General features: G+C 66.3%; 17 protein-coding genes. 7 read left to right on the top strand and 10 right to left on the bottom strand.

All coding sequences use genetic code 11. The features are described 5' to 3' along the window. Positions 1-31 precede the first annotated feature (31 nt). The 5 genes from K1X74_16290 to rfbB form a co-directional block, all read right to left on the bottom strand. On the bottom strand, positions 32-1,483 hold the full coding sequence (locus tag K1X74_16290) for a DUF1501 domain-containing protein (GenBank protein ID MBX7167894.1): 1,452 nt from the start codon (positions 1,481-1,483) through the stop codon (positions 32-34). Between the two features lie 4 nt (positions 1,484-1,487). Further along, positions 1,488-4,025, bottom strand: a complete 2,538-nt coding sequence (locus K1X74_16285) for a PSD1 and planctomycete cytochrome C domain-containing protein (protein ID MBX7167893.1) — start codon at positions 4,023-4,025, stop codon at positions 1,488-1,490. Between the two features lie 103 nt (positions 4,026-4,128). Further along, complete coding sequence (locus K1X74_16280) at positions 4,129-5,133, bottom strand: ketoacyl-ACP synthase III (protein MBX7167892.1); 1,005 nt, start codon at positions 5,131-5,133, stop codon at positions 4,129-4,131. 954 nt (positions 5,134-6,087) lie between these two features. Next, positions 6,088-7,002: a glucose-1-phosphate thymidylyltransferase RfbA gene (rfbA, locus tag K1X74_16275; GenBank protein MBX7167891.1), complete on the bottom strand. Its 915-nt coding sequence runs from the start codon at positions 7,000-7,002 to the stop codon at positions 6,088-6,090. A gap of 29 nt (positions 7,003-7,031) precedes the next feature. Continuing rightward, positions 7,032-8,093: a dTDP-glucose 4,6-dehydratase gene (gene rfbB / locus K1X74_16270; protein ID MBX7167890.1), complete on the bottom strand. Its 1,062-nt coding sequence runs from the start codon at positions 8,091-8,093 to the stop codon at positions 7,032-7,034. Between the two features lie 311 nt (positions 8,094-8,404). On the opposite strand from rfbB, the gene K1X74_16265 reads away from it, so the two are divergent. Together K1X74_16265 and K1X74_16260 are read left to right on the top strand one after the other, a co-directional pair. Then, positions 8,405-8,941 (top strand): hypothetical protein, encoded by a 537-nt coding sequence (locus K1X74_16265; GenBank protein MBX7167889.1) that lies wholly within the window; start codon positions 8,405-8,407, stop codon positions 8,939-8,941. Positions 8,942-9,071: 130 nt separating this feature from the next. Continuing rightward, positions 9,072-9,377, top strand: a complete 306-nt coding sequence (locus K1X74_16260) for a hypothetical protein (protein MBX7167888.1) — start codon at positions 9,072-9,074, stop codon at positions 9,375-9,377. 4 nt (positions 9,378-9,381) lie between these two features. Here K1X74_16260 and K1X74_16255 read toward each other — a convergent pair whose 3' ends face one another. From K1X74_16255 to K1X74_16245, 3 genes are all read right to left on the bottom strand, one after another. Further along, the gene (locus tag K1X74_16255; protein MBX7167887.1) at positions 9,382-11,343 is read right to left on the bottom strand and encodes an alpha/beta fold hydrolase; all 1,962 of its coding nucleotides are present in this window, start codon (positions 11,341-11,343) and stop codon (positions 9,382-9,384) included. After that, positions 11,340-12,770, bottom strand: coding sequence for a neutral/alkaline non-lysosomal ceramidase N-terminal domain-containing protein (locus tag K1X74_16250; protein MBX7167886.1), 1,431 nt, complete (start codon positions 12,768-12,770; stop codon positions 11,340-11,342). Before K1X74_16250 ends, K1X74_16255 begins: the two co-directional genes overlap by 4 nt. A gap of 106 nt (positions 12,771-12,876) precedes the next feature. Then, positions 12,877-14,205, bottom strand: coding sequence for an amidase (locus tag K1X74_16245; protein MBX7167885.1), 1,329 nt, complete (start codon positions 14,203-14,205; stop codon positions 12,877-12,879). Between the two features lie 252 nt (positions 14,206-14,457). Here K1X74_16245 and K1X74_16240 point away from each other — a divergent pair, with 252 nt between their 5' ends. Continuing rightward, on the top strand, positions 14,458-14,775 hold the full coding sequence (locus tag K1X74_16240; GenBank protein MBX7167884.1) for a hypothetical protein: 318 nt from the start codon (positions 14,458-14,460) through the stop codon (positions 14,773-14,775). A 113-nt stretch (positions 14,776-14,888) separates the two neighbouring features. Continuing rightward, positions 14,889-15,416, top strand: coding sequence for a gamma carbonic anhydrase family protein (locus K1X74_16235; protein MBX7167883.1), 528 nt, complete (start codon positions 14,889-14,891; stop codon positions 15,414-15,416). Here the strand turns inward: K1X74_16235 and K1X74_16230 are convergent. Continuing rightward, positions 15,413-15,988, bottom strand: a complete 576-nt coding sequence (locus K1X74_16230; GenBank protein MBX7167882.1) for a hypothetical protein — start codon at positions 15,986-15,988, stop codon at positions 15,413-15,415. The genes K1X74_16235 and K1X74_16230 overlap by 4 nt on opposite strands. A gap of 170 nt (positions 15,989-16,158) precedes the next feature. Here K1X74_16230 and bioB point away from each other — a divergent pair, with 170 nt between their 5' ends. Continuing rightward, complete coding sequence (bioB, locus tag K1X74_16225) at positions 16,159-17,298, top strand: biotin synthase BioB (protein MBX7167881.1); 1,140 nt, start codon at positions 16,159-16,161, stop codon at positions 17,296-17,298. 88 nt (positions 17,299-17,386) lie between these two features. Here bioB and K1X74_16220 read toward each other — a convergent pair whose 3' ends face one another. Next, positions 17,387-17,755, bottom strand: coding sequence for a hypothetical protein (locus K1X74_16220; protein MBX7167880.1), 369 nt, complete (start codon positions 17,753-17,755; stop codon positions 17,387-17,389). Positions 17,756-17,985: 230 nt separating this feature from the next. Here K1X74_16220 and K1X74_16215 point away from each other — a divergent pair, with 230 nt between their 5' ends. Both K1X74_16215 and K1X74_16210 read left to right on the top strand, forming a co-directional pair. Beyond that, entirely contained in the window at positions 17,986-18,621 is a 636-nt protein-coding gene (locus K1X74_16215) for a sigma-70 family RNA polymerase sigma factor (GenBank protein ID MBX7167879.1), read from the top strand. Then, entirely contained in the window at positions 18,618-20,297 is a 1,680-nt protein-coding gene (locus K1X74_16210) for a serine/threonine protein kinase (GenBank protein MBX7167878.1), read from the top strand. Before K1X74_16215 ends, K1X74_16210 begins: the two co-directional genes overlap by 4 nt.

The raw sequence follows: 20,297 nt of genomic DNA, 5'->3' as shown, positions 1-20,297 counted from the left end.
TCCTCCGACACGCCTGCGGCGGCGTGCTCGTTCAGGCGATGAGTTTCTCGATGACCTGGCCGCCGACGTCGGTCAGGCGGAAATCGCGCCCCTGGAAACGATAAGTCAGCCTTAGATGGTCGAGCCCCAGCAAGTGCAGGATCGTGGCCTGCAAGTCGTGCACGTGCAGCTTGTCTTCCACCGGGTAATAGCCCAGGTCGTCGGTGCGCCCGATCGTCTGGCCGGTCTTGACGCCCCCGCCGGCGAGCCACGCGCTAAAGGCGTCGACGTGATGATCGCGACCGATCGTTTCGCGATTCTCGCCCATCGGCGTGCGGCCGAACTCGCCGCCCCACAACACGAGTGTGGTGTCGATCAACCCGCGGCTCGTCAGGTCGGTCACCAGGGCCGCGGCCGCGCGATCGGTTTCCAGGCAACGTTCGTCGAGCGAAGTTTCCAGATCGGCGCCCTTGCCCCCGTGATGGTCCCAATCGGTGTGATAGAGGACGACGAAGCGGACACCGCGCTCGACCAGCCGCCGCGCCAGCAGGCAGTTGTTGGCGAACGACGGCTTGCCCGGCTCGGCGCCATACAGCGCCAGCGTGGCGGCCGACTCCTGGCCGAAGTCGATCAACTCGGGCGCGGCCGTCTGCATGCGAAACGCCATCTCGTAGGTGGCGATGCGCGCGGCGATCTCGTCGTCGCCCGTCGTCTGCCGATGCAGACCGTTCAGGTCGGTCAAGGTCTCGACCACGCGACGCTGCGCCGACCGGTCGATGCCGGCCGGGTTGGTCAGGTTGAGAATCGGGTCGCCCGAGGGGCGCAACGGCACGCCTTGGTACAGGCTCGACAAGAAACCGCTGCCGTAGTTCTGTACGCCGCCGCGCGGACCGCGCGGGCCCGATTGCAGCACTACGAAACCGGGCAGGTCGTCCGCCTCGCTGCCCAGGCCATAGGTGATCCATGCTCCCATGCTCGGCCGGCCGAACAAGGGCGAGCCGGTGTTCATCAAGATCTTGGCCGGCGCGTGGTTGAAAACGTCGGTCGACAGCGTCTTGACGATCGCCACCTGGTCGGCAATTTCCGCCAGGTGCGGCAGGCACTCGGAGATTTCCGCCCCGCTTTGCCCGTGCCGGGCGAACTTGCGCCGCGTGCCCAGCAGCTCCGGCTCCCGCTTGAGGAAAGCAAAGCGCTTGCCGGCAATGAACTCGGCCGGCACTTTCTGGCCGTGCAACTCTTGGAGCTTGGGCTTTAAGTCAAAGAGCTCCAACTGGCTGGGACCGCCAGCCATGAACAGATGAATGACGCTACGGGCCCGCGGCGGGAAATGCGGGGTCTTCGGGGCCAGCGGGTGCGCGGGCCCCGCTGCGACGGCAGGCTGTTCCTCGGCCAGGAGCTGCGCCAGAGCCAGCGAGCCCAGCGCAAACGTGCTGTTGCAGAAAAACTGGCGCCGCGTGAGTTGGGCGCACGCCTGCTGGAGCGAGTTCGGGGGTGGCGATGGCATCGAGCTACTCACGCGTGATGAACTCTTCGAGATTCAACAGCACGCGGGCCACGGCAGTCCACGCCGCGCGCTCGATCGCCTGCTGCTGCGCGTCGCTCAGGCCGAGCGCCGCCGGCTGAGAGTCGGTAGCCGTCCACGCTGCGGGCACCTCGACGGCGGCCAGGGCCGAGTCGACCGCCGCCGCGCGACGCTCCTGCTCGAGCAGGCGGACGACGCGCGCGGATTCGGCCGACGCAGGCCTTCGAGCGAGTGCCCAGCGGAAGGCCAGTTGAATCCGCTCCTCGTCGCTGCCGGACGGGGCCGCCTGCAGGCGATTTGCCAGCGCCGCAGCGGCCTCGAACATGCCTGCATCGTTCAGCAACATCAGCGCCTGCAATGGCGTATTCGATCGCGGGCGCCGCGTGCAGGCCGTCGTGGTGTCGGGCGCGTCGAACGTCTTGAGCAGCGGGTGTGGCGTAGACCGCCAGAGATACGTGTACAAAGTACGGCGATAGCGGTCTTCGCCGGGGCTGACTTCCCAGGCGCGGCTCACCTGTGTGAGTTGCATCACGCCGTCGGGCTGATGAGGAAACACGCTGGGCCCGCCCAGCTTCGGCGATAACAGGCCACTGGCAGCCAGGGCACAGTCCCGAATCGTTTCAGCATCGAGGCGAATCCTCGCTTGCCGGGCCAACAGACGGTTCTGCGGATCGGTCTCGGCCAGCTCGGCGCGGGTGTGCGATGATTGGCGATAGGTGGCCGAACAAACGATCGTGCGATGCAGCCACTTGAAGCTCCAGCCGGCCTCGATCCATTGGTGCGCGAGCCAGTCGAGCAGCTCGGGATGCGAGGGAGGCGTGCCTTGGGTGCCGAAATCGTTCTCGGTCTCGACCAGACCCGTACCGAAATAATGCTGCCAGACGCGGTTGACGGTCACGCGAGGAGTGAGCGGGTTGTCGGGCGCAACCAGCCAGCGGGCCAAGTCGAGCCGCGTCGGACGCGCCGGGTCGAGCGGATGGGACGGCGGGAGCACCTCGGGCGTGCCGGGGACGACTTCGCGCCCCGGGCGGAGGAAATCGCCGCGCAAGTGAACATGCGTGACGCGGGGCTCCGCACGCTGTCGCAGGACCATCGTCGTCTGGACGGCCGGCTGCTGGGCTAGCAAAGCCGCGTACTGGTCGGTCAGGCCGCGGTAGGCGTCGTCCATACGCCGGTAGTAATCGGCCACGACCTTGCGCTGGGCTTCATCGCGCTTTTCGGGCGGGTTGTAGATGATGTCGCGGACGTTCTGCGGCAAGCGGCCTTTGTCTTCCATCGTCAGGGCCGCCTCCCAGGCCGTTTGGCGGGCGTCGAACTCGGCGTCGAGCTTGTCGAGCTGTCGGCGCACGTCGGCCACTTGCGGACGCAACACGGCCAGCTGTCCGGCCTGCTCGGCCGTGGGCAGTTCGAGCAACGGCTCGTCGTCCTGGTTCAAGTAGGCAAACAGTTCGTAGAACTCGCGCTGTGTGATGGGGTCGTACTTGTGATCGTGGCAACGCGCGCAGCCGAGCGTGAGGCCCAGCAGCACGGTACCGGTCGTCGCCACGCGATCGACCACGGCCTCGACGCGGAACTGCTCGCGGTCGGTACCGCCTTCGCCGTTGAACAGCGTGTTCCGATGAAAGCCGGTGGCCGTGCATTGCTCGGGATTCGCCCCGGGCAGCAGGTCACCGGCATACTGCTCGACGATGAATTGGTCGAACGGCAGATCGCGGTTCAGCGCGTCGATGACCCAATCGCGGTACTTCCAGATCGACCGCGGGGCATCGATATTGTAGCCGTCGCTGTCGGCATAGCGCGCTGCGTCGAGCCAATGCCGGCCCCAACGCTCGCCGTAGTGCGGCGATGCCAGGAGCCGCTCGACCAGTCGTTCGTAGGCATCTGGCCGCGTGTCGGTCAGGAACTCTTCCAGTTGGTCGGCAGTCGGCGGCAAGCCCACGAGATCGAGGTACACGCGCCGCAGCAAGGTCGCCGCGTCGGCCGGTGGCGAGGGAGCGATTTGCGCTTGCTCGAGCCTGGCCAAGACAAACGCGTCGATGCCCGTTCGCGGCCAGGCCGCGTCGGCGACGGCGGGCAGCGGCCGCGGACGAATCGGCTGAAATGCCCAGTGCAGCGCACGCGAATTGGCTGCGGTGCTCTCGGCGTCGGCTCCCTCGGGCAGGACGGCGCCGGCGGCGATCCACTGGCGAATGCGCTCGATCTCTTCGGGCGCAAGCGGCGGCTGGTCCTCGGGCGGCATCGGAGTCGCGTCGCCCTGATGCGTGATGGCCAGGTACAGGCGGCTGGCCTCGGGTCGTTGGGCGACAATCGCCGGACCGCTGCTGCCGCCTGCCGCCAGTCCGGTCGCCGTGTCGAGCCTCAAGCTACCGTTCTGCTCGTCCGCCCCGTGGCACGCAACGCAATGCTGGAGCAGGATCGGTTGGATCTCGCGGGCATAGTCGAGTTCGTCGCCCATGGCCGCAAGCGGCCGTACCAACGCGGCAGCCAGAACAAAGCGGCGAACGAGGCGACCGGGGCCGATCATGAACGTGCCGGGCCTGGGGCGATTTCGCGGGGGGCGAGACGTCGAAACTATGCTACCGCCGCCGCGAGCCGGCACACAACCAAAACCAGGGGACGACGTGCAACTAGCCGCCCCACGTCTCGCGCCATGCACAGCCACCCCAGGAAAGCCCCACGCCGAACCCCACGAGGAGGTTTTTCATGTTCCGCCGCAATTTTCCGGCGCAGCGCAAGTCGTAGATCAGCAAGGGGACGGTGGAAGAGACCGTGTTGCCGTACTCGCTGAGCAAAATGGGCAACCGCGTCTGGTCGACCTTCAGCAGTCCTTGCAGCCCTTCGAGCAGCAACCGCGTGGCCTGGTGCATCAGGTAGAAGTCGATCTCCTCGTGGCGCCAGCCGGCGCGCTGTAGTACTTCGTCGATAGTTCCGGGAATCGAATCGAGCGTAAAATTCAGCAGTTCGGGCCCGTCCATGTAGAGGTCGCTGGCCCAGCGCTTGCGGTGCCGCGGCTTGATCGCGTCGGGCGCGGGCCTTGCCCCTCCGCAACCGACCAGCAACATGTCGCCGCCGCTGCCGTCGGTACCGAACACAAAGCCCGACAGGCAGGGCTCGTCGGCCGCGTCGATCAGCGTGGCACAAGCGGCGTCGCCGAAGATGGTGCGCAGCGAACGATCTTCCGGATGAATGTACTTCGAGTAGGTCTCGGCCGTGAGCAGCAGCACGCGCCGCGCGGCACCGCAGCGAATCAGCCCGTCGGCCAGCGAGACGCCGTACACGAACCCCGAACAGCCGAGATTGAAATCGAGCGCCCCGCACCGCTTGGGGAGGCCCAACCGGTCTTGAATCAAGCAGGCCGTCGTGGGCAGCGGGTAGTCGGGCGTTTGCGTGCAGAGGAGCACGAAATCGATCGACGCGGGGTCGATATTGTGATCTCGAAACAGCCGTTGGGCCGCCCGCACCGCCAGGTCCGAGGCGCATTCGCCGGGGGCAGCAATATGACGCTGACGCACGCCCGTCTTGGCCTCGATTTCGGCCATGTCCCAGCCGGGGAACAGATCGGCCAGTTCAGAGTTCGTCTCGACCCGTTCGGGCAGGTGCCGGGCGATCGGGCCAATAGCGGCGTACTTCATCGCGGCTGCGGGAGGTGGGGGATGCGGTGCGGCGGGGCCTTGCCATCCGATGGCCAAGGCGGTTGCCCGGGCGAGCTGCCCAGGCAGGCCAGATCATCGAAAAACCAAGTCGGGCAGGCTACCACAGCCGCGCACAAAGGGTCAATTCGGGCGCTGCTGGCGGTGCCGTCCTCCCTCTAGACAGCGCGAAAAGCCCTCGTCATGTGACGTGGCTCGCACCGGGATGGCGCAGTGCCCATCGCGACATGCGTTGCGGCTACCAGCCTAAAGGCTTACGCCGTGATAGCTTGGTGCTCGGCTCATCGCTTGGGCGCGACATTGAAGGGGCCGCCATCGTCCGATCGGTATCCATTGCGCGGCTGCTCGTGCGGGGGCGAAAGCCTTCGAAAGTCGCTGCCGGAGCAGGCGGCGGCGCAGCGGGGCGCCGAGTGGGAGTCGTCAGCCGTCCGAGGAACAACGAGCCGGCGGGGGCCCCAATCGTAGGGACCGGGTCCCGCGTCAGCCGCGGCACCACCAGTGGCGCGAACGTCAAATCGGGCTGTTGCAGCGAAGGCAGTTGGATCGGTGGCACGTCCAGCTGCGAGAACTGCAGCGGCTGAATCTGGAGTCGCTGCGAGCGGATCTGTTCGAAATGCAACTCGGGGAACGTGATTCGCGAAGGCCGGATCGATGGGCCTGTGCCAATGACCTGGGCCCGCGCCATAGCGGGCGACAGCGCCAGTGCCACGGTCAGCGCCGCCGAGCCGAACAGGCGTCTGCACATGGGCCAACCCGTGAAAACGTGACGGCGCCGGCCAGGGGCAAAGTCGCGCAGCCTGGCGCGAGAAAACGGCACCACCAGCACGGGTTATCGAGTGCAGATTCGCATCGGCTTGAACGATCCGGGCCACGGCCTTGCGGCCGGCCGCCGGTCGGGCAAACCGGGCAAGCTCTGCGGCTGGAAGGGCACGACGCTCAGCCGCCCAACTCGGGACGGGCCAGGATTTCCAGCAGGTACTGGCCGTAGGTGTTCTTCATCGTCGTCGCGAGCTTTTCGAGTTGGTCGGCCGTGATGAAGCCCTTGTGCAGCGCGATCTCCTCGAGGCACGCGACCTTGAGCCCTTGCCGGGCCTCGATCGCCTCGATGAAGTTCGCGGCCTGGAGCAGCGATTCGGGCGTGCCGGTATCGAGCCAGGCGAAACCCCGGGTGAAGCGCTCGACGCGCAACTGTCCGCGGCGGAGGTATTCCTTGTTGACGTCGGTAATCTCCAACTCGCCGCGGGCCGACGGCTGGAGATTCGCCGCGATGTCGAGCACCTGGTTGTCGTAGAAGTACAGGCCCGTCACGGCCAGGTTCGACTTCGGCTCTTTGGGTTTTTCGGCCAGCGACAAAGCCTTGCCGTCGGGGCCCATCTCGACGACGCCATAGCGCTGCGGGTCCTTCACGGCATAGGCGAAGACCGTGGCGCCGACGTCCTGCGACGCGGCATTGGCGAGCATCTTCTGAAAGCCCTGGCCGTAGAAGATGTTGTCGCCCAGGACCAGCGCCGAGTGGTCGCGGCCCACGAAATCGCGGCCCAGGATGAATGCCTGGGCGAGCCCCTCGGGGCGCGCCTGCACGCAATACCGAATCGAGATGCCCAGCTGATGGCCGTCGCCGAGCAGGCGTTCGAAGCTGCCGATGTCTTCTGGCGTGGAGATCAGAAGCACGTCGCGAATGCCAGCCAGCATCAGGGTCGACAGCGGATAGTACACCATCGGCTTGTCGTAAATGGGCAGCAATTGCTTGCTCACGCTGCGCGTGATCGGGTGCAGGCGCGTGCCCGACCCGCCGGCGAGCACGATCCCCTTCTTGCAACGCGGCGTCGGTGCGGTCGATTCGGGCGACATGCGGCGAGTTCTTTCGACGAAGGAAGAGTTCAAGACACGGCCAGGCCGAGACGCTCGCGCTGGTACTTGCCCGAGGTGACGCGCTCGACCCAGGTGGGGTTTTCGAGATACCAGCGGACCGTGTGTTCGATGCCCGTGGCGAAGGTTTCCTGCGGCTCCCAGCCCAACTGCGTCTTGATCTTCGAGGCGTCGATGGCATAGCGCCGGTCGTGGCCGGGGCGATCCTTGACACGCGTGATCAACGAACGGCAAGGCGCGTGTTTCAGTCCCGGGCGCAAGCGATCGACGATGTCGCAGATGGTATGGACGACGTCGAGATTGGTACGTTCCGAGTTGCCGCCGATGTTGTAGACCTCGCCGGGCTGCCCGCGGTCGAGCACGGTCTGGATGGCCCGGCAGTGATCCTCGACGTACAGCCAATCGCGGATGTTGAGCCCGTCGCCGTAGACCGGCAACGGTTTGCCGTCGAGCGCGTTGAGGATCATCAACGGGATCAGTTTTTCAGGGAACTGATAGGGGCCGTAGTTGTTCGAACAATTCGTCGTGAGCGTGGGCATGCCGTAGGTGTGGTGATAAGCACGGACGAAGTGGTCGGCGGCCGCCTTCGAGGCCGAATACGGCGAATTTGGGGCATAGGGAGTCGTTTCCACGAACGCCCCCGTGGCCCCCAGCGAACCGTAGACCTCGTCGGTCGAGACGTGCAAGAAGCGGAACTCGTCGCGCGGGCCGTCGGCCAGCGCCTTCCAATAGCCGCGGGCGGCCTCGAGCAGGGTGAAGGTGCCGCCGACGTTGGTCTTGACGAACGCCTCGGGTCCGTCGATCGACCGATCGACGTGCGATTCGGCGGCGAAGTTGACGATCGCTTGCGGCTGATGCTCGTCGAGCAGCCGGTCGACCAGCGCGCGATCGCAAATGTCGCCGTGGACGAACACGTGCAACGGATCGTCGAGCGCGCCGGCCAGCGAATCGAGGTTGCCGGCGTAGGTCAGCTTGTCGAGGTTGACCACTTGCACGTCTTGCCGGGCAATGGCCAGGCGAACGAAGCAGCTACCGATAAAGCCGGCGCCGCCGGTGACGAGAATCGTGCGCATGAAGGTCCTTCGCTCCGGGCAAATCGAGGAATCCCGAGGGGGAATGCGGCCGGCCGCTCCCCCGGGAATGGTCTTCAGGAATATAGCCTATCGCTACGAATGGGCGGTCGGAGCGGCCGTACGCTGGCCGAAAAGTCGGAAAAAACGGCTCGATTTTGTTTCCTGGAGCATCCGAATAACGATTAGGCACGCCGCCTCGCGCCACCCCTGGGCGCGCCAGCAGCGGGCATCCATCCAGCAGGGTCAGGGCCGGCCCCGACTGCTCGCCCGCACGGGCTCGAACAGTCGCATCCCAGGAAGGTCGAGCGACGATGGGACTTAAGTATCTCTACCTGGCGTATCTATCCAAGCCAGCAAGCGAACGCAAGCTCTACCGCACCATCAAGCGCGAGCAGGTGACCTCGATCCTCGAGATCGGCGTCGGCGAAGGCCAACGCGCGTTGCGGATGATCGACCTCGCCCGGCGGCTGCACCCCGAAGAAACGATTCGCTACTCGGGCATCGATCTATTCGAGGCGCGCAACGATGGCGAGGGGGTTGCCATCAAGGAAATGCACCGCCTGCTGTCGCCGACGGGCGCCAAGTTCCGCTTGATCCCCGGCGACCCGTTCTCGGCCCTCTCGCGCAAGGCGAACGACCTGCCCAAGGCCGAACTGGTGGTGATCTCGTCCACGGTCGACAAGCAGTCGCTCGCCAAGGCCTGGTTCTACCTGCCCCGGCTACTGGAAAAGCACTCGCTGGTGATGCGCGAGGAGATCGACGAGGAACTCCGGGTCGATTTCGACGAGCTCGACCGCGCCGAAGTCGAACGGCTGGCGGCCAAAGCTAACGGGCGCAAAGCAGCCTAGTCGCCGCCGCGGTATGTTGGCGACAGGTCGAGCCGGCCGCCAAGCACCCTGGCGCGGTGTCGATCGTTTCTCGACCCGGGGCCTCGAGCACCGGGCCTGCCTGGAAGTTTGCAGCACGATGAACGCGCCCATTTCTCGCCGGCAGCGGATCGAGGCCATGCTCGCCGACGATCCGCACGATGCCTTCTTGCGCTACAGCCTGGCCCTCGAACTCGACAAAGAGGGCAACCACGAGCGGAGCCTGGAGATCTTGTCGGGCCTGATGGCGGACTCGCCTCCGTATGTGCCCGCGTTCTTGATGGCTGGCCAGCGGTTGATTGCGCTGGCGCGCGCCGCAGAGGCCCGCGCCGCACTCCAGCAAGGGATCGAAGCGGCCCAACGCGAGGGCAATCACCATGCGGCCGGCGAGATGAGCGGCCTGCTGGCGAGTCTCTAAGCGGTCAGGGCGCGATCAAGTAGCGCTCGAGGAACATCGCCTCGACGGCCGTGAGATAGTCGCGGTTGTCCTTCTTGGCAAAACCGTGTCCTTCGTTGTCAGCATACACGGTCCACACCGGCTGCCCGGCGGCGCGGACCTTGGCGGCGATCTGCTGCGCTTCGCCAAAGGGCACGCGCGGATCGTTCACTCCGTGCGAGACCAACAGCGCCGCGCGGATCCGCTCGGCGTTGTTGGTCGGATTGATCCGTTCGAATACCTGGCGCATCGCCGGGTCGCGCTCGTCGCCGTATTCGGCCCGGCGCAAGTCCTGGCGATAGGGACTGGTCTGTTCGAGGAATGAAATGAAATTGGCGATGCCCACCTGATCAATGCCGGCACGCAACCGCTCGCCGAACATGGCCAGCGAGGCCAAGACCATGTAGCCGCCGTACGAACCGCCCATCACGCCGACGCGCCCGGCATCCAGCTCCGGTCGCTTAGCGATGTAGTCGAGCACCGCGCCGATATCCCGCACGCTGGTCTCGCGGTTGGGGCCGTTGTCGAGTTGCAGGTAGGTCTTGCCGTAACCGGCCGAACCGCGCACGTTGGGGCAAATCACCGCCAGTTGCTGCTCGTTGACCCAGTATTGAATCAACCCGCTGAACAACGGCCGGTATTGCGATTCGGGACCGCCATGGATCAGGATCAGCACGGGCGCGGGCCCGGCGCCGGGCGGTTGGGGCAGGTACAGATAGGCCGGCACGTCGCGCTGGTCAAAGCTCGGGCACTTGATCCGCTCGGGCGTCACAAAGCGCTCGGGGTTGAGCCCGCCGACCTCGCTATACGTCCAGCGGGTGAGCTCGCCGCTGTCGACGCGGACCGAATAGGCATCGGCCGGTGCAGCGGGTCGCGCCAGCGTGAAGCCCAAGTGGCTGCCGTCGGGCGAGAACTCGAGGTTGCCGACGATGCCCAGCGGCAGCTTCAGCTCGCGGCGCTCGCCGGCCTGCCAGAGAAACAACCGGCTCGCGCCGTCATCGTTGGTGGTGAAGGCCAGCCGGCCCGTGGCGCGATCGACTTCCAGGCTGTCGACGTCCTGGCCCAGGTCGTCGGCCAGCCAGGTGTAGCGTCCCGTGGCCAGATCGAGCCGGGCCAGCTCGAGGAATTCGCCCCGGGCGTCGGTTGTGATGAAGGCCGCCGCGTCGTCGTGGGCGTACCGCAGATCGCCAACGGCCGCGCGGGCAATGTCGGGCAGCGGCAGATTGCGGAGTTTGCGCGTGTCGACGGCGATTTCCGCCGGATAGGCCTCGTTGATCGAAACGTACCGTTTGAGCAGGACTCGGCCGCCGTCGCGCGACCAATCGGCCGCCTGCCAAAACTGTCCGTCGACCTGCAGGAGCAATTCGCCGGGACCGGGCTGGCGGGATGCGCAGACGTACAGATCCGTATCGCGGCCGTTGCGGCGATTGCTGTGCACGATCATCTGCGTGCCGTCGTCGCGCACGGGGCCCAACAGGTTGCGCGAATGGCCGTCGGTCAACAACGTCGAACGCCCGGCGGCCGGCTCGATCAGGTAGACCTGGTCGTTTTCGTCGCCACCTTGGCTGTGAACCGCCAGCATGGCGCCGTCGGTCGCCTGGGGAACGAACTGTCCGCCGGTGGGCTCGTCGAAAAACGTGATCTGCTCGCGCCGGCCGCCGGGATCGTAGACGCGATGCAACTGCGTCGCGTTGCCGAACCGCGTGGCGACGAGGACGCCGCGCCCGTCGGGTGCCCAGCCGGCGAACGTCGCGGTGCGCACGTTCTGGTACTGCCGCAGGCGTTCGAACACCTCGACCGGAACAACCGGCACGCCCTCGGTCTGCACGGCGGCGGGCCGGCGCGGATCCTCGGGTTCTTCGCCCCTGGCGACGCCGTGCGCTGCGCAGGCGATCAGCGCCGCGCACTGGGCTATCGCCGCGATCGTGACGGTGAACCGCGGCCTCATGGCTTGGCGCGAAGCTCGGCCATCCGCCGCGCCAGCGCATCCATCACCAGCGGCGCGGCTTCGGCGCCGATGCTGTTCTCCTCGCCGTATTGGGCCTCGGTGCGACCGTAGCAAAACGGCGCGACGACGTCCCATTGACGCTTGGGAACGATGTAGCCGATCTCATCGTTTGCCAGGCCGAACAGCAGCCATTTGTCGCTGGGCAGGATGCCGACGATCGTCTGCTCCAGCGGGGCCTCGGGAAAATCGGCCGCCGGGTCAACCGGATCCTGGTACTTGCCGTAGATCAATTCCGGGTAGAGCTCGCCCGGGATGCACGCCACGTGGACGTCGCCCAGCCGGATGACGGCCACCTCGGTGACGGCGGCGCCTTGAACGTCTTTGACGCCGCGCGGCAGCTCTTCGCCAACATCCTCCGAATTGCCGGTCCAGCGGACGCCGTTGCGCTTCATGATGCCCAGCATCCGCGCCACCTGGTACAGCTTGTTCTCCAACGGAATCGAAATCGGCTTCGCGGCCACCTGCAGCGGCGACAGGTTGACCGGCTCGGTCGCTTCGAGCGCTTTGAGCGCCAACTGACCAACCGCCTTGCCGTACAACTCGCAAAACTCGAAATCGCCTTCAGGCGGAAACTCGCCTTGGGCATTGGGGATCTTGCCGCGCGGCGGAGCCATCAGGCCGCCCACTGCGCCAGTGAAATAGGCCACGGGGCAGGCCAGCTTTTCCTTGACCTGTGCCACGGTGGCCCAGATGAAGTCAGCCGTGATGCTTTGGTTTTCGCTGCCCATCGATTCGGGATGGCAGTTCCATTGGATCAGCACGCCCTGAAGTTGCTGGTTGTCTTCGCGGGTGAACTTGATGGCCCTCAGGACGGGGTCGAACACATAGGGCTCGCGCGAGTCGCGCAGCAGTGCTTCGTCCGAGGCCGTGCCGTAGGTCGCCTTGCACGGCGCCGCCTGGCTTTCGGCCTGCTTGACGGCCGCGACGGCCTTTTCTTCCAGACTGGCCAGCCACTTGGCGTCGACGCCCGAGGCGATCGGCGACGGGCCCCAGATGCCGACTGTATCGGGCCCCTCGTGGTTGTGCGTGCTCGAAACCATCACGTAGCCGTAGTCGGTGAGCTTGGAGCGGATGCTCAGTACCGTGGGGTACTGCAAACCGACGACGTCGATCGAAACCAGGGCAAACTTCGTCTCGCCGTCGCGCAGCACCACGGCCCGGGCAAACAACGGGTCGTGCACGTCTTTGGCCCGACGGTTCATGCCATATCCGGCGATATAGACGGGCCGCTTGCCGCCGACCGTGGGCGTGATCTCGACTTCGGCAAAGCCGACGTCGAGTCCCCGGGCAGGTCCGGCCATGCCGGTCAGGCAACACACACCAACGAAACAGGCCAGGGCCAGTCGGCCGAACGTGCGGAAAGACATGCCAGGGGCTCCAGGTGGGGACAGCAACAGCGCGGTCAATCGGCCCCGATCCGATCGCGCAGGGGTGGTGAAGAACAGGCCTAGCCTGACTCCTTCCGGCCGGGTGTCAAGTCGGGGGTTCGGCGGCGAATCCCAGCACCGTCTCGCACCAGGCGGCGATATCGAGCAAAGCACGCGTCGATCTGCGGCTCCCGATCAACTGCAACCCCACCGGGAGACCCTCGGACGACAGCCCGCACGGCAGCGACACGGTCGGGGCGCCGGCCAGGCTCCAGGGGGAATTGAACCGTGGATCGCCGGTCGTGTCCCGCCGCAACGGGGCCGGCGATAGGGTCGCAGGCGTCAGCAGCGCGTCGCAGGATTCGGCAGCCGTCAGGGCGTCGACCGCGGTTCGCCAGTCCCGTTGGAATTCCAACGCCACGGCAAAATCCACTGCCGCCGCGGCGCGGCCCTCGTCCAACAGCCGCGCGACCTCGCGACCAAACCATTCGCGCTGCGCTGGAAAATGCTCGCGATGCACGCCCGCCGCTTCGACGGCCATGATCGTGCGGTGTGCGGGAATAACCTCGTCGAACATGGTCGGCAACGGATGCTCGTGCACTTGGGCACCGGCGCTGCGCAGGCGTTCGACGGCCTGAGCGGTGTGCGCTTGCACGGTTGCATCGGCGGCTGTCCAGAAGAAGCCCTTGAGCCAGCGAATTCGGGGTGGAGAAGACGCCTGGCCTGGCGTCGAAGCGGCCGATCCATCCGCCGGCGCATCGCCTGTGAGCGCGGCAAAGACGTCGCGCAACTCGCCGACTCTAACGGCGATCGGACCAGGGTGATCGAGGTGATAACTCACCGGACAGACGCCGGCGAGGCTCAACTCGTTCCAGGCCGGCTTGAGCCCACTGGTGCCGCAAAAGGTTGCCGGGCGAGTGATGGAGCCTCCGGTTTGCGAGCCGAGCGCGGCCCAGCACATGCCCGCTGCGACGGCCGCTGCGGACCCGCTGCTCGAACCTCCCGGCGTGGCCTGGGGATGCCAGGGGTTGGCGGTCGCCGAGGGGTCGAAACACGCCCACTCGGTCGTCACGGTCTTGCCGAGGATGACCGCACCGGCGGCGCGGAGCCGCTCGACGAGGTTCGCGTCGCGCTGGGCGGGCGCGTCGGAGGTGAGCGACGAGCCGGACCGCGTGGGCAGACCTGCGACGTCGAACAGGTCTTTGACGCCGATCGGCATGCCGTCCATCGGCCCCAACGAACGTCCCGCGGCGCGTCGACGATCGCTCGCTTCGGCCGCGCGCTGGGCGCCTGCACGATCGACGACGACCCAGGCACCGATCCGGGCCTCGTGCCGATCGATACTTTCCAAGCAGGCTGCCAGCAGGTCTGCAGCGCGCGCCGAACCGTGGCGCACACGCTCGGCGAGTTGGCGGATCGCGGTTGCCGAGGGCATCGGGCTGCTCGACAGTTCGGGGGTCGAAGCGATGGCGGGGCCAGCATCGCAGGGAATGCGATGATCGAATGTTAGCGATTTGCTGGCGTTTGCGCAGATAAGTTTTCTGCACCTGGTTGCAACTCGCATTGGACCTGTGGAGAATTGGACACGTGGCCAGCGGTTGCGAAGGATCGGGTCAGAGTTTGCCCGCGACGCAGGCACTTGCGGTGGGGGCAGCGAGACTGCAAAGAGAAGAGAGGAGCAACTTCGATGAGGTTCTCCGTTGGCGAGATTGTCGTGACGCCACGAGCACAAGAGGTGCTGGATCGGGCAGGCGTCGAGGCCAGCGTGTTGTTGGCGCGTCACCAGGCCGGCGATTGGGGGTCGGTCAGCCCCGAGCAGCGACGGCTCAACGAGATGTCGCTGCAGCAGCGGTTGCATCTGGTATCGACCTACGAGACGCCGCTGGGCGATATGGTGACGGTCTTCACGAAGGCCGACCGCTCTTATACGCTGGTGCACCTGGCGCCGCCGCAGCCTGCTGCCGCATCGCATCGGCACGCCCCGCAGCGGGTCGTGTTGCACTAGCGAGGTAAGCCGCGGCGGAACTGTCGCTGGGGCCGCGAAAGATTCGCGGCGCGGCGGCGACCTGTTGTTTTCCATCGGCGCGGCAGCCCGCGCCGCTCATTTGATGTCTCGAGATGTGCATGACCGAAAGCGTTCGCCATCGGCCGGAACTGTTGCATGAGACCGTGTACCTGGCCCCCGGCGCGGTGGTCGTCGGTGACGTGACGATCGGGGCCGAATCGAGCGTTTGGTTCAACGCGGTCCTGCGGGGCGACTGTGAGAAAATCGTCGTCGGCAGCCAGTCGAACATCCAGGACTGCTGCGTGCTGCATGCCGATCCTGGTTTTCCTTGCACAGTGGGCGACGGCGTTACGGTGGGGCACGGAGCGGTCGTGCATGGAGCGACGGTCGAAGACAACGTCACCATCGGCATGAAGGCCGTGGTCATGAACGGCGCCCGCATCGGGGCGAACTCGATCGTCGGCGTCGGAGCCGTCGTGACCGAGGGCACCGAGATTCCGCCCAATTCGCTCGCCGTCGGGGTGCCGGCCAAGGTGAAGCGCGAGCTGTCGCCCGAGCAGATCGCCATGAATCACCTGGGCGCGCAGCACTACGTCGAGAACGCCAAGGCGTTTGCGGCCGCGGCAAAACCGTCGGCCTAAGCACGCTTGCCCGCACCGTTCGAGGCGGCGCAGGCGCTGGCGATGGTGCAACCTTGTTCGGCACAATTGCCGCAGCCGCCGGTGGCGGCCGTCGTTCCGCAGCCGGGTCCGCAGCCGGTGTTCACCGCCTCGGCAAAGCGGCGGAACTGCACCTGGCCCTCATAGACCTCGGCCAGGCGCTCGGTCAACTGATCGAGTTCGGCGGATGGCTCGCCGAGAAAATAGAACACCAGGGTCCGGCCATCGAACAGCGGCTCGGCGTCGACCAGCGAGACCGGCAACTGGCGTTCGCGAATGGCCGCTTCGCAGGCCTCGATCGCCGCGGCGCGATTGCGCTGCAGCCGCAAGGCCAACAGGTCGTCCGCCGGGGTCACGCCGCGCAAAATGACGCCGTCGCCTGGAGCCTCGTTATCGGCGGCCCGCTCCGGCGGGGCCAGCACCTCGCCGAGTTCGAGCCCGCGCGCCGTTCGCAGCACGACCCGGCTGCCGCGCGGATAGTGGGTGGCATCGACCGCCTGAAAGCGGCCGACTTCAGCCCAGGTGCCGACGCGGACCAGGTGATACAAGCTCATGGCAGGCCACCGCATGGAACACGGAACAGAGCGCGGATCGGCTCGATTTTCCCCCACGCCATGCATTGTGACGCGATTTCCCGCGGCTTGCCAAGGGCGTCGACCGGCAGGTAGTGATGCCCTTGGCAAGGCGGCGCCGCGGGCCATACTAAGGAGCTTCCCCGCAGGCAATGATCTCGCTGAGGACCGTCATGAGCACGACTTTCCCGCTAAGCGGCGTTCAACCAGGAACCGGACGCTGGCACGAATTGGCCCAAGCGGTGCTCGACGGCCACGCCTTGACCGAGGACGAGGCCCTCGCCGTGGTCCGTGCGCCGGACGAGGAGCTGCTCGACCTGCTTGCGGCGGCTTACCGCGTGCGCTATCGCCATTTCGGCAACCGGGTGCAGCTCTATTTCTTGATGAACGCCAAGAGCGGCCTGTGCCCCGAGGATTGCTCGTATTGTTCGCAATCCAAGGTGTCGGACGCCGAGATCCCGCGCTACAACCTGCTGCAGGCTGACAAGATTCTCGAAGGCGCCCGCCTGGCAGCCGAGCAACAAGCCAAGACCTACTGCATCGTGATCTCGGCCCGTGGCCCGAACGAGCGCGAAATGCAGGCGGTGTGCGAGATCGTGCCGCAGATCAAGGCTCGGTACAACCTCAACATCTGCGCATGCCTGGGGCTGCTGAACGACGAACAAGCGCTGCGTCTGAAGGCCGCGGGCGTCGATCGCGTTAATCACAACCTCAACACGAGCGACCGCTACTACAGCGAAATCTGCACGACGCACGGCTACGACGATCGCGTGCGTACGTTGCAGGCGGTCAAGGCGGCCGGCCTGGAAATGTGCTCCGGCGGCATCATCGGGATGGGCGAAGAGGACCGCGACGTGGTCCGGCTCGCCCTCAGCCTGGCCGAACTGGGGGTCCTGTCGATTCCGGTCAATTTTCTCAACCCGATCGACGGCACGCCGCTGGCCGGGCTGAGCAAGCTGACGCCGCGCTATTGCCTGAAGGTGCTGGCGATGTTTCGGCTGGTCAATCCAGCGCGCGAACTGCGCATCGCCGGGGGCCGGGAGATTCATCTCCGCAGCCTGCAACCGCTCGGGTTGTACCCTGCCAATTCGATCTTTATCGGCGACTATCTGACCACCAAGGGGCAAGCGCCCTTGGAAGACCTGCGGATGCTCGAAGACCTGGGCTTCGAGATCGTCCGGGCGAACGTGCTACCGGACGACGAAGCGTCAAACGCGCCCACTGCCACGGCCGCTCAGCCGGCCCCGGCGCCCGCAGGCGCTTGCCGTAGCGGCGGCTGCGGTTGCCACTGATCGGTAGCTACAGCGCAGGGCCCCCAACGCAGCGCCACTGCGGCGCCTGATCGATTGCGCGGTGCCCGATCGATTGCCGAGCAGTCGGCTAGTTCGACGAAAAAACGTCTTCGGGTAGCAGGCCCGTCGCGCGGCGCTTGTCTTGGGGGCGGGGGCGCGACGGCGTTTCGTAGGGGATGTGCTCCAGCTCGATGCGCACCCAGACGCAGGGACGACCGGCGTCGTCTTGTTGTACGTCGAACTGTCGTTTCCGCACGCGGCCCGCGAGTTGCCGCCGCTTGGTCCAGGCTTGCGTCGCAGCGAGACTGATGGTCTCCCCCGGCGCTGGCAACGTGGCCACGGGCCAATCGAAATAGAGTGCCTGGCCCAGGCAGTGATCGTGGGCGTCGAAGAGTTCGACAAACACACCGGCCAAGGTTGCGGCGCGGCGATTCGATCGTGCGTTGGGGGTCTCCATGACCGAATTCCTCCGTGATGTTCGCGGCGTGCGGTGATCCGCATGAGGCGCGAGGATAGCCGAACCGATCCGCGCGGGTAAAGGCAAAATCCGGCCCCGTGGCGCGTCGCGCCAGCAACTTGTCTCGCAGGGTCGTTTTTCAACTTGACAATCTCTTTGCTGGTACTCTTCCGGCGGCCACCGTAGACTGACGCCGCGCATCCACTCCGCGGGCCGCTTGCCTGACGACCATGACCGACGAATCGCTCGATCGCGTCAACGACTTGTTGGCCCGCGCACAGGCCGGCGAAGGACAGCAGCGCGATGCCCTGTTCGAGGCTTGCCGCAGCTATCTGGGCGTTTTGGCGCGCGCACAAGTGGAAAGCTGGCTGCAGGCCAAGGTCGACGCCTCGGATCTGGTGCAGCAAACCCTGCTCGAAGCGCATCGCGATTTCGATCGCTTCACCGGTCGCACGGGCGGCGAGTGGCTGGCCTGGCTGCGCCGCATGCTGACGCACAACGCGGCCGATTTCGTGCGGCATTACCGCGGCACCGAGAAACGCCAGGCGCGCCGCGAAGTGGCCCTGGGCGCGCGGGGCGACGCGGCCGAATCGCAACCGGCCTGGGAGCCCGCCGCCGACGATCCGTCGCCCAGCCAGCAGGTGTTGGCGCAGGACGAGGAGTTGGAGCTGGCTGCGGCCGTGGCGAGCCTGGCCCCGGACCATGCCGAGGTGATCATGCTCCGCAACTTGCAGCGATTACCCTTCGACGAAGTCGCGCGGCGGATGAATCGCAGCCGGCCCGCCGCGCAAATGCTGTGGATGCGGGCGATGAAACAGCTCGAACGCAAGCTGCGCCCGGCCGACGCTCCGGGGGCCGACGCTTGAGCGACCACGACGATGCCGATACGGGGGCGCTGCTCGACGCCTATCTCGAGCGGTTGCAGCGCGGCGACGCCGCGGCGCGCGGCGAGCTGCTGGTGCGCCGCCCGGACCTGGCCTCGATCCTGGAATGTCTTGACCGGCTCGAGCGGTTCGCGCCCAGCGAGGTCGAACTGTCGCAAGCCGAAGCACTCGATCCGACGTTGGCCGATCCGGCGAGCGGGCCGCCAACTGACACGGCGGCCGGTCCTGCCGCGCCGGCGCTGGCAGGTGACTACGAGATCATCGAGGAGATCGGCCGCGGCGGCATGGGCGTGGTCTTTCGCGCACGCCAGAAAAGCCTCGACCGGCCTGTGGCGATCAAGATGGTGCTCGGTTGTCACCTGGCCTCGCCCGAGCAGTTGCGCCGGTTTCGGCTCGAGGCCAAGTCGGCCGCCGCCCTGAGCCATCCGAACATCGTCCGCGTGTTCGACGCCGGTGAGGTCAACGGACAGCATTACTTCGCGATGGAATACGTGGCCGGCCAGAGCCTCGCCCAGCGCCTGGCCGCGGGCCCGTTGCCCTTGGACGAGGCGATCGAGCTGCTGGTGCGCGTTGCGGGTGCCGTCGAGTATCTACATGCCCACGGTATCGTGCACCGCGATCTGAAGCCGGCGAACATCTTGCTCGCGGCCGACGGCGAACCGTTGATAACGGATTTTGGCCTGGCCAAATTGCTCGCGGCCGACAGCGCGCGCACCGCCAGTGGTGTGATCGCCGGCACGCCGAGCTACATGGCGCCGGAACAAGCCGCGGGGAGACCAGACGAAGTGGGACCCGCTGCCGACGTGTACAGCTTGGGCGCGATCCTCTACGAGCTGCTCACGGGACGCCCGCCGTTTCGCGCCGAGACGCCGCTCGATACGGTGCTGCAGGTGCTGAGCGGCGAAGTGATTCCGCCGAGGCAAATCGAGCGCCGCATCGATCCGGCACTCGAGCAGATCTGCCTGCGATGCCTGGAAAAACGCCCGCAGGACCGTTACCCCGGCGCCGCGGCCGTGGCGGGCGAATTGCAAAAATATCAGCGCGGCGAGCCGCTGGCCGTCGAGGCGACCGACATCTGGCAGCGCATCTGGCGGTGGATGCGCCGCGAACCGGCGCTGGCCGGCCGGCTGATCGTGTTGGCGGCCTTTTACCTGGTGCAGCAGCTCAACTACCGCGTTTTCCACGCCTCGGATGCCCAATTCCATTTCCAGGTCTGCGTCATCCTGGGAATCTGGGTACTGGTTTCGCTCGCGGCCGGCCGGCTGATCAAGCGGCGCCGCCTGGAGCTGGGCGCCGGTTTCGTGTGGGGGACGGTCGACTGCGCGCTGTTGGTTCTCGTGGTCTGGATGGCGAACTCCGTCGCTAGCCCTTTGGTCATGTTGTTTCCGCTGTTGATTGCCGGATCCGGCCTGTGGTTTCGCGTGCGGCTGGTGTGGTACGAAACGGCCCTGGTCGTGGCGTCGTACCTGGCCCTGGTCCTCGACTACGAGTTGTTGCGCAGCGAGCTGCACGCTGTGGTACCGGTCAGCATGGCGCAGCACGTCGTCTATGTCGCGACGTTTTTCCTGCTGGGAGGAGTGATCGCTTACCAGGTGCACCGCGTGCGCTCGTTGAGCCGGTACTTCGATCGACAGTTCCCCGAGCAAGAGGGCGCCTGA

The organism is Pirellulales bacterium (assembly GCA_019694435.1).
Classification (GTDB): Bacteria; Planctomycetota; Planctomycetia; order Pirellulales; family JAEUIK01; genus JAIBBZ01.
This window is presented reverse-complemented; position numbering and strand designations above follow the sequence as displayed.

Excerpts from the sequence above, each read along its gene's own strand:
- K1X74_16230 (MBX7167882.1), bottom strand. The coding sequence starts at position 15,988 with ATGAGCTTGTATCACCTGGTCCGCGTCGGCACCTGGGCTGAAGTCGGC.
- bioB (MBX7167881.1), top strand. The coding sequence starts at position 16,159 with ATGATCTCGCTGAGGACCGTCATGAGCACGACTTTCCCGCTAAGCGGC.
- K1X74_16280 (MBX7167892.1), bottom strand. The coding sequence starts at position 5,133 with ATGAAGTACGCCGCTATTGGCCCGATCGCCCGGCACCTGCCCGAACGG.
- K1X74_16285 (MBX7167893.1), bottom strand. The coding sequence starts at position 4,025 with ATGATCGGCCCCGGTCGCCTCGTTCGCCGCTTTGTTCTGGCTGCCGCG.
- K1X74_16290 (MBX7167894.1), bottom strand. The coding sequence starts at position 1,483 with ATGCCATCGCCACCCCCGAACTCGCTCCAGCAGGCGTGCGCCCAACTC.
- rfbB (MBX7167890.1), bottom strand. The coding sequence starts at position 8,093 with ATGCGCACGATTCTCGTCACCGGCGGCGCCGGCTTTATCGGTAGCTGC.
- K1X74_16215 (MBX7167879.1), top strand. The coding sequence starts at position 17,986 with ATGACCGACGAATCGCTCGATCGCGTCAACGACTTGTTGGCCCGCGCA.
- K1X74_16235 (MBX7167883.1), top strand. The coding sequence starts at position 14,889 with ATGTGCATGACCGAAAGCGTTCGCCATCGGCCGGAACTGTTGCATGAG.
- K1X74_16240 (MBX7167884.1), top strand. The coding sequence starts at position 14,458 with ATGAGGTTCTCCGTTGGCGAGATTGTCGTGACGCCACGAGCACAAGAG.
- K1X74_16220 (MBX7167880.1), bottom strand. The coding sequence starts at position 17,755 with ATGGAGACCCCCAACGCACGATCGAATCGCCGCGCCGCAACCTTGGCC.
- K1X74_16245 (MBX7167885.1), bottom strand. The coding sequence starts at position 14,205 with ATGCCCTCGGCAACCGCGATCCGCCAACTCGCCGAGCGTGTGCGCCAC.
- rfbA (MBX7167891.1), bottom strand. The coding sequence starts at position 7,002 with ATGTCGCCCGAATCGACCGCACCGACGCCGCGTTGCAAGAAGGGGATC.
- K1X74_16265 (MBX7167889.1), top strand. The coding sequence starts at position 8,405 with ATGGGACTTAAGTATCTCTACCTGGCGTATCTATCCAAGCCAGCAAGC.
- K1X74_16250 (MBX7167886.1), bottom strand. The coding sequence starts at position 12,770 with ATGTCTTTCCGCACGTTCGGCCGACTGGCCCTGGCCTGTTTCGTTGGT.
- K1X74_16255 (MBX7167887.1), bottom strand. The coding sequence starts at position 11,343 with ATGAGGCCGCGGTTCACCGTCACGATCGCGGCGATAGCCCAGTGCGCG.